Source organism: Mesorhizobium sp. WSM4842, assembly GCF_055901575.1.
Genome location: NZ_CM148372.1, coordinates 4,321,542 through 4,334,912 on the forward strand (window position 1 = coordinate 4,321,542; position 13,371 = coordinate 4,334,912).

The window sequence follows — 13,371 nt, forward strand, 5'->3', positions numbered from 1 at the left end:
GATGACCTATTGCGTCGGCCTGAAGATCGATCGTGGGCTCGTGTTCATGTCTGACACGCGTACCAATGCCGGCATGGATTCAATCTCGACCTTCAAGAAGATGCATGTCTGGGAGGAGCCGGGCGAGCGCGTCATCGTGCTGATGTCGGCCGGCAATCTGGCGACGACGCAGGCCGTCGTCAGTTTGCTCGACGAACGCACCAAGGCGGTGGCCGATCGCCACGCGACGCTGCTCGAAACGCCTTCCATGTACCAGACGGTACGGATGGTCGGCGACACCGTCAAGGAAGTCATCGCCAGTTCGTCGCCGGCGGGCGAGAAGGCCGATTCCTATTTCAATGCCTCCTTTATCCTCGGCGGCCAGATCAAGGGCAGCGCGCCGCGGCTGTTCATGATCTATCCGGAAGGCAATTTCATCGAATCCACCGACGACACGCCGTTTTTCCAGATCGGCGAGACCAAATACGGCAAGCCGATCATCATCCGCGCCTATGAAAAGACGATGAGTTTCGCCGAGACGGTGAAACTGCTGCTGGTGTCGTTCGACTCGACGCTGAAATCGAACCTGTCGGTGGGTCTGCCGCTCGACCTGCTGTTCTATGAAAAGGACGCCTTCAAGGTCAGCCTGAAGAAGCGGATAGCCCAGGACGATCAATACTACCGCACGATCTCGGACGGCTGGTCGAATGCACTGAAGGCTGCTTTTGCGAGCCTGCCCGATTTTCCCGAATGAAAGCCTCCGTTTTTCGTGCTCTTTGATTGCTGGGCTCGATGCGACGGAGAGGAAAATGAATAGCAACGAATTCCGGGAATGGTCGCTGTACGCGGCCGAATGGGGTGCCGACTACAGAAGCACACTTCGCGAAAGGCCGGTGCGGCCGCTTGTCGAACCGGGCGAAATCTTTAGAAGCATCGATGTCTCGCCGCCGGAAAAAGGCGAAACGATGCAGGCAATCTTCGCCGACTTCGAGCAAAAAATCCTGCCGGGCATGACGCATTGGCAGCATCCGCGCTTCTTCGCCTACTTCCCGGCCAATGCCGCACCAGCTTCCGTGGTGGCCGAATATCTGGTCTCGGTGATGGCCGCGCAATGCATGCTCTGGCAGACCTCGCCGGCAGCGACCGAACTCGAGACGCGCGTCGTCGACTGGATGCGTCAGGCGCTTGGCCTGCCGGAAGGATTTTCCGGCGTCATGCAGGATTCGGCATCGTCGGCGACGCTTGCCGCCGTGCTGACCATGCGCGAGCGCGCGCTCAACTGGCAGGGCAACAAGAAGGGTCTGCAAGGCCAGCCGATATTGCGCGTCTATTCTTCCGACCAGGTCCATACCTCCATCGACCGGGCAATCTGGGTATCGGGCATCGGCGAGGACAATCTCGTGCGCATTCCGGTTGCCGGTCGCCTTCGCGCCATGGATGTCACAGCCCTCGAAGCGGCGATCGTCGCCGACCGGGATGCCGGCATGCTGCCGGCCGGCATCATCGCTTGTGTCGGCGGCACCAGCACCGGCGGCACCGATGACATCGCCGGCGTCGCCGCCGTGGCAAAGCGGTACGGGCTCTATCTGCATGTCGATGCCGCCTGGGCCGGATCGGCGATGATATGTCCGGAATACCGGCATTTCTGGGCGGGCGTGGAGGAGGCGGATTCCATCGTCTTCAACCCACACAAATGGCTGGGCGCGCAGTTCGACTGCTCGATGCAGTTCATCCGCCGACCGGAAGACCTGGTGCGGACGCTCGCCATCAAGCCGGATTACCTGAAGACGCATGGACGCGACGGCATCATCAACTATTCCGAATGGTCAGTGCCGCTCGGGCGGAGCTTTCGCGCACTGAAACTGTGGTTCCTGCTGCGCGCACACGGGCTGGAAAATCTGCGGACCATGATCCGCAGCCATGTCGCCTGGAGCGAAGGTCTTGCCGCCCGGCTGGCCAGGGAACCGGATTTCGAGATCGTCACGGAACCGATGCTGTCGCTGTTTTCGTTCCGGCATCTGGCCGCGGCCGGCATCGATTCGGACGAACACAATCTGCGACTGGTCAATGCGATCAACGACGATGGCCGCATCTACCTGACGCAGACACGGGTGGACGGGCAGATCGCGATCCGCTTTCAGGTCGGTCAGTTCGAGACGACGGCGGCGGATGTCGACACCGCTTTCGAGGTCATCACCGAAATCGCCCGCGGGCTGGCCTGAAATTGGTCGGCAAAGTGGCGTCGAGGTTTGTCTTTGGACGCATGTAATTTCGTTAGCCGGCTCATACCTTTTCATCACTTTCGTTTTCCGCTATAGACAAGAAAAACGAAAACGGGAGGTCCCCAATGTATCTGTCGCCGCGTCATTCCGAAATCGTCCAGATGGCCAAGGACAATGGCCGCGTGCTGGTCGACGACCTGGCGACGCATTTCAACGTGACGCCGCAGACCATTCGCAAGGACCTTAACGATTTGTGCGACCAGCGGCTGCTATCGCGCGTTCATGGCGGGGCGCTGTTCCCATCCGGCATCGAGAACATGGAATATGAGGCACGGCGCAAGATCGCCGCCGATGAGAAGGAGGCGATCGGCCGCGCAGCAGCCAGGCTGATCCCGGACAATGCCTCGCTGTTCATCAATATTGGCACCACGACGGAGTCGGTCAGCAAGGCGCTCCTTGATCACAGCGGCCTGATGGTCATCACCAATAACATCAATGTTGCCAACAGGATGCGCATATATCCTTCGATCGAAGTGGTGATCGCCGGCGGCGTCGTGCGCGGCTCAGACGGTGGCGTGGTCGGCGAGGCGGCGGTTGATTTCATCAGGCAGTTCAAGGTCGACTACGCGGTGATCGGCGCCTCGGCGATCGACCATGACGGCGCGCTGCTCGATTTCGATTTTCGTGAAGTGAAGGTGGCGCAGGCGATCATCGCCAATGCCCGGCATGTCATCCTCGTTTCCGACCAGACCAAGTTCGAACGGACAGCGCCGGTCCGCATCGGCCATCTGTCGCAGGTCAACACTTTCATCACCGACCGCTGCGACATCCCGTCGGTGCGCAAGATCTGCCAGGAGGCAGAGGTTCAGCTGATCGAAACGTCGCTCTCCTAGTGGGTGCCGTTGCGGCAATTGTCGCCGTTTATATTTCGTTTGACATTCGTTCTCATTTCGAAATAATCCCATCACGGTTTCGTAAAAACCTAAAAATGCTGCAATGCGAAATCCGGGAGGACTATTGTGAGCGCACCCCCGATCCATGACATCTTCGTCATCGGTGGCGGTATCAACGGCTGCGGCATCGCCCGCGATGCGGTTGGGCGCGGCTTCTCGGTCTTCCTTGCCGAAATGAACGATCTGGCCAGCGGCACGTCCTCCGGCTCGACCAAACTGATCCATGGCGGCTTGCGCTATCTTGAATTCTACGAATTCCGCCTGGTGCGCGAAGCGCTGATGGAACGCGAAATTCTCTGGAAGAACGCGCCGCACATCATCTGGCCGATGCGCTTCGTGCTGCCCTATGTCAAGGGCCTGCGCCCGGCCTGGCTGATCAGGCTCGGGCTTTTCCTCTACGACCACATTGGCGGGCGCAAATTGCTGCCGGCGACCAAGACGCTGGACATGGCAAAGGACCCAGCCGGCAAGCCGCTGAAGCCGTTGTTCCGCAAGGCCTTCGAATATTCCGACGGCTGGGTCAACGATGCGCGGCTGGTGGCGTTGAACGCCCGCGACGCCGCCGATCGCGGCGCAACGATCCGAACCCGCACGAAAGTCGTCGGCGCACGCCGTGAAGGCGAGCTTTGGACGGTCAGCCTGGAAAACACGCAGACCGGCGACACCGAGGAGGTCAAGGCGCGGCTTTTGGTCAACGCCGCCGGCCCATGGGTCGACCACGTGCTGTCGGCTGCGGTCAGCTTGAACGACGTGCACAATGTCCGGCTGGTACAGGGCAGCCATATCGTCATCGGCAAGAAATTCGACGATCCGCGCGCCTATTTCTTTCAGAACAAGGATGGCCGCATCATCTTTGCCATCCCCTACGAGGAAGAGTTCACGCTGATCGGCACCACCGACCAGGACTTTTCCGGCGACCCGCATGACGTGAAGATCAGCGACGCCGAGATCGATTACCTCTGTGCTGCGGCGAGCGAATATTTCGCGCAACCGGTCAAGCGTTCGGACATCGTCTGGACCTATTCCGCCGTGCGCCCGCTTTATGACGACGGCGCCTCGAAGGCGCAGGAAGCGACCCGCGATTATGTGCTGAAGACCGACGGCGGCGATGGCGCGGCGCCGATCGTCAACACCTTCGGCGGCAAGATCACCACCTATCGCCGGCTGTCGGAATCGATGCTCGAGAAAATCGAGGGTTTTCTCGGCAAGCGCGGCAAGCCGTGGACGGCAAACGCGCCGCTGCCGGGCGGCGATTTCCCGGCCAGCGGCTTCGACGCCGAAGTGGCGAAACTGAAGACGGCCTATCCGTTCCTCGATGCGCGTCTGGCGCGCCGCCTGACCCGGCTTTACGGGACTCGCGCAAGGATGCTGCTGGGCCTCGCCAGGTCGAATGCCGACCTTGGCCGCAACTTTGGCGCCGATCTCTACGAGGCCGAGGTGCGCTACCTCGTTCAAAATGAATGGGCGATGACGGCCGAAGATGTATTGTGGCGCAGGACCAAGCGCGGCCTGCATCTGAGCCGCGAGCAGGCGGCAGCGCTCGACGAATTCATGCGCGGGATAAGCCGGCGCCATGTCGCGGCTGCCGAATAGTGATGCAGAAAGCCTGGGAGGAGGCATCATGCTGGAACTGAGAAACGTGACGAAGACGATCGGCGCGACGGAGCATATACGCGACGTGTCGCTGACGCTCCAGCACGGCTCACTCAACGTCCTTCTCGGACCGACGCTTTCCGGCAAGACCAGCCTGATGCGGCTGATGGCCGGCCTTGATGTGCCGACATCCGGTTCGGTCTGGTTCGATGGCAAGGATGTCACCGGCATCCCGGTGCAGAAGCGCAACGTCGCCATGGTCTACCAGCAGTTCATCAACTATCCGGCGATGACCGTTTACGAGAACATCGCCTCGCCGCTGAGGGTGGCCGGGACCGAGCGGGCAAAGATCGACAAGGAGGTGCGCGATGCCGCAGCCCTTCTCAAGCTGACGCCCTTCCTCGACCGCACACCGCTCAGCCTCTCCGGCGGCCAGCAGCAGCGCACCGCGCTGGCGCGCGCCATCGTCAAGAACGCCAGCCTGGTGCTGCTCGACGAGCCGCTCGCCAATCTCGACTACAAGCTACGCGAGGAGCTGCGTGCGGAATTGCCGAAAATCTTCGCGGCGACCGGCACCATCTTCGTCTACGCCACGACGGAGCCGCATGAAGCCTTGCTGCTCAGCGGCAACACGGCGACGCTTTCCGAAGGCCGCATCACCCAGTTCGGCCCGACGATCGACGTCTTCCGCAGGCCGAACGACCTCGTCACGGCCAAGACATTCGCCGATCCGCCGCTCAACACGATCGTGCTGAAGAAGAGCGGTTCGAGCTTCCTTCTTGATGGTGGGGTGAACCTCCCGGTGCCGGCTGAACTCGCCGGTATTGCCGATACGAGTTACACGATCGGCTTCCAGCCCCACCATCTCTCTCTTGCCCGGCCGAGCCCGTCGGCGGTTCCGGTGAAAGCCAAGGTCTCGGTGACCGAGATCACCGGTTCTGAAAGCTTTGTGCATCTCGACTTCGCCGATGTCCGCTGGGTGATGCTGGAGCACGGCATCCTGGTGTTCGAGCCGGACCAGACCATCGAGGTGTTCATCGATCCGCGGCACATCATGGTTTTCGACGCGAACGGCCGCTCGGCCGCGCCGCCACAGATGCTGGCGGCTTGAGGGAGGAGGGCACATGGCGCGCATAGACTGCAACCATATCCGCCACGCCTACGGGCCGCATCCGAAGTCGGACAAGGACTATGCGCTGAAGGAGGTGCATCACGCCTTCGAGGACGGCGGCGCCTATGCGCTGCTGGGGCCGTCGGGCTGCGGCAAGACCACGCTGCTCAACATTATTTCCGGCCTGTTGTATCCGTCGCATGGCGAGCTTCTGTTCGACGGCAAGGACGTGACCAATCTGTCGACGCAGGAGCGCAATATCGCGCAGGTGTTCCAGTTCCCGGTCATCTACGACACCATGACCGTCTACGACAACCTGGCCTTCCCGCTGCGCAACCGCGGCGTTTCGGAACCCGACGTCGACCGCAAGGTGCGCGAAACCCTGGAAATGACCGGTCTGGCCGACATGGCCAAGCGAAAGGCGAGGGGGCTGACCGCCGACCAGAAGCAGAAGATCTCGCTCGGGCGCGGGCTGGTGCGCTCCGATGTCAACGCGATCCTGTTCGACGAGCCGCTGACCGTCATCGATCCGCATATGAAGTGGGTGCTGCGCTCGCAGTTGAAGCAGTTGCACAGGCGCTTCGGTTTCACCATGGTCTATGTCACGCACGACCAGACCGAGGCGCTTACTTTCGCCGAAAACGTCGTCGTCATGTATGAGGGCGAGATCGTGCAGATCGGCTCTCCAGCCGAACTGTTCGAGCGTCCCAAGCATACATTCGTCGGCTATTTCATCGGCTCGCCGGGCATGAACGTCATGCCGGTCGCGGTCGAAGGCAGGAGCGCGCGGCTCGGCAGCCAGACCATCGAACTGCCGGGCGCGCCCAAGGCCGGGATCACCGGCGCGATCGAACTCGGCATCCGCCCCGAATATATCAGGCTTGGCGCCAGCGGCATGCCGGTTTCAATCCGCAAGGTCGAGGATATCGGCCGCCACAAGGTGGTGCGCGCCAGTTTCGAAGGCCGCGACATCGCGGCGATCATCGGCGAGGACGAGGACATTCCCGCCGATCCGAAGATCGCTTTCGACCCGGCAGGAATCAATATCTATGCCGATTCCTGGCGCGTCGAGATGGGAGGCTGAGCATGGATAAGACCTGGAACAACAAGGCTTGGTTCATGGTGCTGCCGGTGCTGGTGCTGGTGGCGTTCAACGCAATCATCCCGCTGATGACGGTGGTCAACTATTCAGTTCAGGAGACGTTCGGAAACAACCTGTTCTTCTTTGAAGGCGTTAAGTGGTTCCAGGAAGTCCTTAATTCGCCGCGCTTCCACGCATCGCTCCTGCGCCAGTTCGCCTTCACCGGGTTAATCCTGCTGATCGAGGTGCCGCTAGGCGTGGCGGTGGCGCTTGCCATGCCGCGTTCCGGCCCATGGGTCGCGGTCTGCCTGGTGTTGATGTCGCTGCCGTTGCTGATCCCATGGAACGTCGTCGGCGCCATGTGGAACATCTTTGCGCTGCCGGACATCGGGCTGCTCGGCTATGTTATCAACGCGATGGGCATCAGCTACAATTTCACCAGCCAGCCGCTGTCGGCGTGGTTCACCGTCGTCCTGATGGACGTATGGCATTGGACCTCGCTAGTGGTGCTGCTTGCCTATGCAGGCCTCGTCTCGATACCCGACGCCTACTATCAGGCTGCAAAGATTGACGGTGCATCACGCTGGTCGGTGTTCCGCTTTATCCAACTGCCCAAGATGAAGCGCGTGCTGACCATTGCCATGCTGCTGCGGTTCATGGATTCCTTCATGGTCTACACTGAACCGTTCGTACTGACAGGCGGGGGACCGGGCAATGCCACGACCTTCCTGTCGATCGATCTTGTCAAGGCAGCGCTCGGCGAATTCAACCTCGGAATCGCGGCGGCCATGAGCATCATCTACTTCCTGATGACGCTGCTGGTGTCGTGGCTCTTCTACACCCTGATGACCCAATCCGAAGCGGAGAGCTGAGATGACATCGGTGAAGGAAGGCCTTGGGGATAAAAGGAGCGACGTTTTGATGCGAGAGCAGACAACGCCGCCACCGGCGTCGAATGCGGCGGGTCTCCGGTCGGCGAGCGTAATGAGCGGACGCGGCCGGGAGGCGCGCTTCCTTTGGCTCGTGCCGACGGTCTACATCATCTTCCTGATGCTGCCGATCTACTGGCTGCTCAACATGTCGTTCAAGACTACGAACGAAATCCTCGGCGGCTTCTCATTGTGGCCACGCAGTTTCACGGTGGCGAGCTATGTCGAGATCCTCACCAACCCCGTTTGGTACAATGGCTACATCAGCTCCATCAGCTATGTATTTATCAACACTGCGATTTCGGTCAGCGTGGCGCTGCCCGCTGCCTATGCCTTCTCGCGCTACCGCTTCCTTGGGGACAAGCACCTGTTCTTCTGGCTGCTGACCAACCGCATGGCGCCGCCGGCGGTTTTCGCGCTGCCGTTTTACCAGCTCTACTCGGCCATCAATCTCTTCGACACGCCGTGGGCCGTTGCGCTGGCGCACTGCCTGTTCAACATACCGCTCGCAGTGTGGATTCTCGAAGGCTTCATGTCCGGCGTGCCGAAAGAGATCGACGAGACGGCCTTCATAGACGGCTATTCCTGGCCGCGGTTCTTCGTGAAGATATTCATGCCGCTGATCGCTTCCGGCATCGGTGTCACGGCGTTCTTCTGCTTCATGTTCTCTTGGGTCGAGCTGTTGCTCGCCAAGACGCTGACGTCTGTCGCCGCGAAGCCGATCGCCGCCGTGATGACCCGGACGGCGAGCACATCGGGCTACGAACTCGGATTGCTCGCGGCCGCCGGCGTGCTCACCATCGTTCCGGGCGCGATCGTCATCTGGTTCGTCCGGAACTATATCGCCAAGGGGTTTGCGCTCGGCCGCGTCTAGCGGCGGCGCAGGGAAGGAATAAAGACGATGGATCTGTCATGGATGGCCTGGACTTGGCAGACCGCCACCTTCTTCGGCGTGATCCTGCTTCTTCTGGTCGGGATGACCGCGTGGGAGTGGGCCAGTCCTGGCGGAGCGCCGCGCCATGGCATTCTCGGCCTCGATACTACGCGTGGCGACCGACTGTTCATTTCGCTGCTAGGCAGCGCCTATATCCATCTCGCTTGGCTGGGTCTTGTCGGACCCAACCTGTGGTGGGCACTCGCCCTCTCGATCGTCTACGCCATCGGCGTTTTTCGATTCGTCTAGGGGGAGAAACTGTTGGAGCGGCCGCACAACGACCGCTCCGATCGCACTTGAAACCGAAATGGGAGGAACCTCATGCGACGTCACCTACTAACATCGACAACGGCACTAGTCCTGCTGCTCGGGGCCAGTCAGGCCTATGCAGGCATGGACGAAGCCAAGACATTCCTTGACACGGAAATCAATGGTCTTTCGACCCTTGATCGCTCGGCTCAGGAAGCCGAAATGCAATGGTTTGTCGATGCTGCGAAACCCTTCGCCGGCATGGAAGTCAACGTGCTGTCGGAAGGTATCCCGACACACACCTATGAATCGACCGTGCTCACCAAGGCGTTCGAGGCGATCACCGGCATCAAGGTCAACCACCAGATCCTCGGCGAGGGCGAAGTCGTCCAGGCCGTGCAGACCCAGATGCAGACCAACCGCAACCTCTATGACGCTTATGTCAACGACAGCGACCTGATCGGCACCCATTCGCGGCTGCAGCTTGCCGTGAATCTCACCGATTTCATGGCCGGCGAAGGCAAGGATGTCACCCTTCCGACGCTCGATCTCGAAGACTTCATTGGCATCAAGTTCACGACCGGCCCGGACGGCAAGCTCTACCAGCTCCCGGACCAGCAGTTCGCCAACCTCTACTGGTTCCGCAAGGACTGGTTCGACAAGCCGGAACTCAAGGAAAAGTTCAAGGCCAAGTATGGCTACGATCTCGGCGTCCCGGTGAACTGGTCCGCCTACGAGGATATCGCCGAATTCTTCTCCAAGGACGTGAAGGAAATCGACGGCGTGCAGGTCTTCGGACACATGGACTACGGCAAGCGCGCACCCGATCTCGGTTGGCGCATGACTGACGCGTGGCTGTCCATGGCCGGCACCGGCAGCCCCGGCGAGCCGAATGGCATCCCGATCGACGAATGGGGCATTCGCATGGAGGCGGGCACCTGCAATCCGGTCGGCGCGAGTGTTTCGCGCGGTGGCGAGGCGAATGGTCCGGCGTCGGTCTATGCCATCGCAAAGTGGGACGAGTGGCTGCGCAACTTTGCGCCTCCCGGAGCAGCGAGCTATGATTTCTACCAGTCGCTGCCCGCGCTGAGCCAAGGCAACGTGGCCCAGCAGATCTTCTGGTACACGGCTTTCCTCGCCGACATGGTGAAGCCCAAGTCGGAAGGCAACAACACGGTCGATGATCAGGGCAATTTGTTGTGGCGCATGGCCCCGTCGCCGCACGGCCCGTACTGGAAGGAAGGGCAGAAGATCGGCTATCAGGACGTGGGCTCTTGGACGATCCTGAAATCGACCCCGGCCGATCGTGCCAAGGCCGCCTGGCTTTATGCGCAGTTCGTCGTGTCGAAGACCGTGTCTTTGAAGAAGTCCCATGTCGGGCTCACTCTGATCCGCGATTCCGACATTCGGCATCAGTCGTTTACCGACCGTGCGCCCAAACTCGGCGGCTGGGTGGAGTTCTACCGCTCTCCAGACCGGGTCGCCTGGTCGCCGACCGGCATCAACGTGCCCGACTACCCGAAGCTCGCCCAGATCTGGTGGCAGCAGATCGGCGACGTGAACTCCGGGGCGTTCACGCCGCAACAGGCGATGGATCGCCTCGCTGAGGAAATGGACATCACGATGGCCCGCATGCAGGCCGCCGACGAGTCCGCTAAGGTCTATGGCGGCTGTGGTCCGCGACTCAACGAGCCGAAAGATCCGGCCGAATGGTTGGGCAAGCCGAACGGTCCTAAGGCCAAACTCGAGAACGAGAAGCCGAAAGGCGAGACCATCGTCTATGAGGAACTGATCAAGCGCTGGACCACCCAGTAGGCTTGCCGAACCGCCAAAGCGGAAAGAGACCACAGGGAGGCGGCGCGAGCCGTCTCCCTTCGTTGTAACTGAGGGGTAGACAGCATGACCGGATACATCTTGTCGATCGACCAGGGCACCACGTCCAGCCGCGCCATCGTGTTCGACGGGTCCATGAAACTCGTGGGCAGCGGACAAAAGGAGTTTGCCCAGCACTATCCGGCCTCCGGCTGGGTCGAGCACGATCCAGAGGAAATCTGGGACACGGTCGTTTCGACCTGCAAGGCAGCCTTGGCTGCTGCCAGGCGAAAGGCCGCCGACATCTCGGCAATCGGCATCACCAATCAGCGCGAGACCGTCGTCATCTGGGACCGGGCGACCGGCAAACCGATCCACAACGCGATTGTCTGGCAGGACCGCCGCACTGCACCGCTGTGCCAGAAATTGAAGAAGCAGGGGCTGGAGAAGAAGTTTACCAGAAAGACCGGCCTGCTGCTCGATCCCTACTTCTCCGGCACCAAGATCGCCTGGATGCTGGACAAGGTGAAGGGTGCCAGAAAACGCGCCGAGAAGGGCGAGTTGCTGGCCGGCACCATCGACAGCTTTCTGATCTGGCGGCTGACCGGCGGCAAAGTTCACGCCACCGACGCCACCAACGCCTCGCGAACGCTGGTCTACAACATCGAAGATAATGCCTGGGACAACGAGCTTCTGGCCATTCTTGGCATACCGGGAAAAATGCTGCCGCAGGTGAAGGATTGCGCCGACGATTATGGAATCACAGAGAAAAGCCTGTTCGGCGCAGAAATAAAGATCCTCGGCGTGGCTGGCGATCAGCACGCGGCGACCATCGGCCAGGCCTGTTTTGAGCCGGGCATGATGAAATCCACCTATGGCACCGGCTGCTTCGCGCTGCTCAACACCGGCAGCGATCTGGTGCGCTCGAAGAACCGGTTGTTGACGACCATTGCCTACAGGCTGAACGGCAAGACCACGTATGCGCTGGAAGGGTCGATCTTCATCGCCGGTGCCGCCGTGCAGTGGCTGCGTGACGGCATCAAGGTGATCGGCAAAGCCGAGCAGAGCGGCGTGCTGGCGGCGAGCGCCGATCCGACTCAAGAAGTCTATCTGGTGCCGGCTTTCGTCGGGCTTGGCGCGCCGCATTGGGACGCCGCGGCGCGCGGCGCCATCTTCGGGCTGACCCGCAATTCGGGCCCGGCCGAATTTGCCCGCGCCGCATTGGAATCCGTGGCTTTCCAGACCCGCGACCTGCTCGATGCCATGCGCAAGGACTGGAGGGGCGCGTCAGCGAAGACCGTTCTCAGGGTCGATGGCGGCATGGTGGCGTCGGACTGGACGATGCAGCGGCTTGCCGACATCCTCGATGCGCCGGTCGACCGCCCAACCATTTTGGAGACGACGGCGCTCGGCGCGGCTTGGCTGGCCGGTTCGAAGGCGGGCGTCTGGCCGAAGACAAGGGAATTCGCCAAGAGCTGGGCGCTCGAACGGAGATTCAAGCCGGATATGGGAGCTTCGGTCCGTTCCGCAAAGCTGGCGGGTTGGCGCGATGCTGTGCGCCGGACGCTGAGCATGCTGTAAGTTCGCGCACCGAAAAGCCTGCGCCGTTGTCGGCGCAGGCTCAACTACCTTTATTCAACTCTGCCCTGGGTTTATCAATAGGGCGAGATGCACTGCCGGCGGGGGCCGTAGTAAGGCTGGTACGTGTTGTCATAGGCCCGGTAAGATCTGTAGCGGTTGTAGCACCACTGCACGTGGGCATCGCCTCGATAGACGCGGCGGTACTGGTTGTTGACGATCGCGCCGGTGATCAGCGCCCCAGTAGCGAAGGCAGCCAGCGGGAACCAGTAGTCGCCGTAACGGCGATAGCCGGGACGATAGTAGCGATAGCCGCGATAGCCGCGCCAATACCTGAAATCGTCGTCGCGGGCGAAACGACGAAAATCGCGACGGGAAAAATCACGGCGGAAATCGCGGCGGGAGAAATCCCGCTTCCTCCGCCATTCATACTGAACGTTCTGTACATCCGACGAGACGTTCTGACCCAGCGGCACGTAGATGGGCTGGGCGTTGACGGGCACGATTTGTGCTACAGCGAATGACGCTGACAGCGCGGTCGCCAGCAAGCCCGACATGATCCTGTTCATGATCTTCTCCTTGAAAGCGTCGTCCCTTGTAGCGACAAAAACGGGCAGGGTTGCGCAATTGTTCCGCGAAAAATAGCAAGCTGCTGATTTGTAACGCGTCTCGGTTTTGTGCGAGACAGCAACTCCGACCTTGTCGAGACGTTTTGCGAGGCGCCATGAGACCGCGAAAAGCCCGGCTTACGTGCCCACTTTTTCCGGTTGACCGCTCGAGGCACTCTCCCTATGTTCCGCGCAATTTCGAGGGCGGCATTCTGAGCCCGCGGGAGCGCGTAGCTCAGCCGGTAGAGCAACTGACTTTTAATCAGTAGGTCCAGGGTTCGAATCCCTGCGCGCTCACCATTGTTTCATATGAAAAGTCAAT

12 protein-coding genes and 1 tRNA gene are annotated in these 13,371 nt (G+C 60.8%); 12 read left to right on the plus strand and 1 reads right to left on the minus strand.

What is annotated here, in order from left to right; genetic code table 11:
- The first annotated feature begins 1 nt into the window (after position 1).
- The 11 genes from AC0NIE_RS20905 (at position 2) to glpK (ending at position 12,444) form a co-directional block, all read left to right on the plus strand.
- A complete protein-coding gene (locus AC0NIE_RS20905; RefSeq protein WP_095492829.1) occupies positions 2 to 733 on the plus strand; it encodes a proteasome-type protease in 732 nt (243 codons plus the stop codon).
- A 55-nt stretch (positions 734 to 788) separates the two neighbouring features.
- Positions 789 to 2,201 (plus strand): pyridoxal phosphate-dependent decarboxylase family protein, encoded by a 1,413-nt coding sequence (locus AC0NIE_RS20910; RefSeq protein ID WP_473487045.1) that lies wholly within the window; start codon positions 789 to 791, stop codon positions 2,199 to 2,201.
- A 125-nt stretch (positions 2,202 to 2,326) separates the two neighbouring features.
- Positions 2,327 to 3,094 (plus strand): DeoR/GlpR family DNA-binding transcription regulator, encoded by a 768-nt coding sequence (locus tag AC0NIE_RS20915; protein ID WP_473487044.1) that lies wholly within the window; start codon positions 2,327 to 2,329, stop codon positions 3,092 to 3,094.
- Between the two features lie 126 nt (positions 3,095 to 3,220).
- Complete coding sequence (gene glpD, locus AC0NIE_RS20920; protein WP_473487043.1) at positions 3,221 to 4,747, plus strand: glycerol-3-phosphate dehydrogenase; 1,527 nt, start codon at positions 3,221 to 3,223, stop codon at positions 4,745 to 4,747.
- Between the two features lie 28 nt (positions 4,748 to 4,775).
- Positions 4,776 to 5,858: an ABC transporter ATP-binding protein gene (locus tag AC0NIE_RS20925; protein WP_473487042.1), complete on the plus strand. Its 1,083-nt coding sequence runs from the start codon at positions 4,776 to 4,778 to the stop codon at positions 5,856 to 5,858.
- A 13-nt stretch (positions 5,859 to 5,871) separates the two neighbouring features.
- Entirely contained in the window at positions 5,872 to 6,942 is a 1,071-nt protein-coding gene (locus AC0NIE_RS20930; RefSeq protein ID WP_473487041.1) for an ABC transporter ATP-binding protein, read from the plus strand.
- Positions 6,943 to 6,944: 2 nt separating this feature from the next.
- The gene (locus AC0NIE_RS20935) at positions 6,945 to 7,811 is read left to right on the plus strand and encodes a carbohydrate ABC transporter permease (protein ID WP_473487040.1); all 867 of its coding nucleotides are present in this window, start codon (positions 6,945 to 6,947) and stop codon (positions 7,809 to 7,811) included.
- 112 nt (positions 7,812 to 7,923) lie between these two features.
- Complete coding sequence (locus AC0NIE_RS20940) at positions 7,924 to 8,742, plus strand: carbohydrate ABC transporter permease (protein ID WP_065007668.1); 819 nt, start codon at positions 7,924 to 7,926, stop codon at positions 8,740 to 8,742.
- Between the two features lie 27 nt (positions 8,743 to 8,769).
- Complete coding sequence (locus AC0NIE_RS20945; RefSeq protein WP_473487039.1) at positions 8,770 to 9,051, plus strand: DUF2160 domain-containing protein; 282 nt, start codon at positions 8,770 to 8,772, stop codon at positions 9,049 to 9,051.
- 72 nt (positions 9,052 to 9,123) lie between these two features.
- Positions 9,124 to 10,866: an ABC transporter substrate-binding protein gene (locus AC0NIE_RS20950; RefSeq protein ID WP_254025941.1), complete on the plus strand. Its 1,743-nt coding sequence runs from the start codon at positions 9,124 to 9,126 to the stop codon at positions 10,864 to 10,866.
- Between the two features lie 84 nt (positions 10,867 to 10,950).
- On the plus strand, positions 10,951 to 12,444 hold the full coding sequence (glpK, locus tag AC0NIE_RS20955) for a glycerol kinase GlpK (protein WP_473487038.1): 1,494 nt from the start codon (positions 10,951 to 10,953) through the stop codon (positions 12,442 to 12,444).
- A gap of 74 nt (positions 12,445 to 12,518) precedes the next feature.
- Here glpK and AC0NIE_RS20960 read toward each other — a convergent pair whose 3' ends face one another.
- Positions 12,519 to 13,010, minus strand: coding sequence for a BA14K family protein (locus AC0NIE_RS20960; RefSeq protein ID WP_473487037.1), 492 nt, complete (start codon positions 13,008 to 13,010; stop codon positions 12,519 to 12,521).
- A 263-nt stretch (positions 13,011 to 13,273) separates the two neighbouring features.
- Here AC0NIE_RS20960 and AC0NIE_RS20965 point away from each other — a divergent pair.
- Positions 13,274 to 13,349 (plus strand) — tRNA-Lys (locus AC0NIE_RS20965).
- Positions 13,350 to 13,371: the final 22 nt, after the last annotated feature.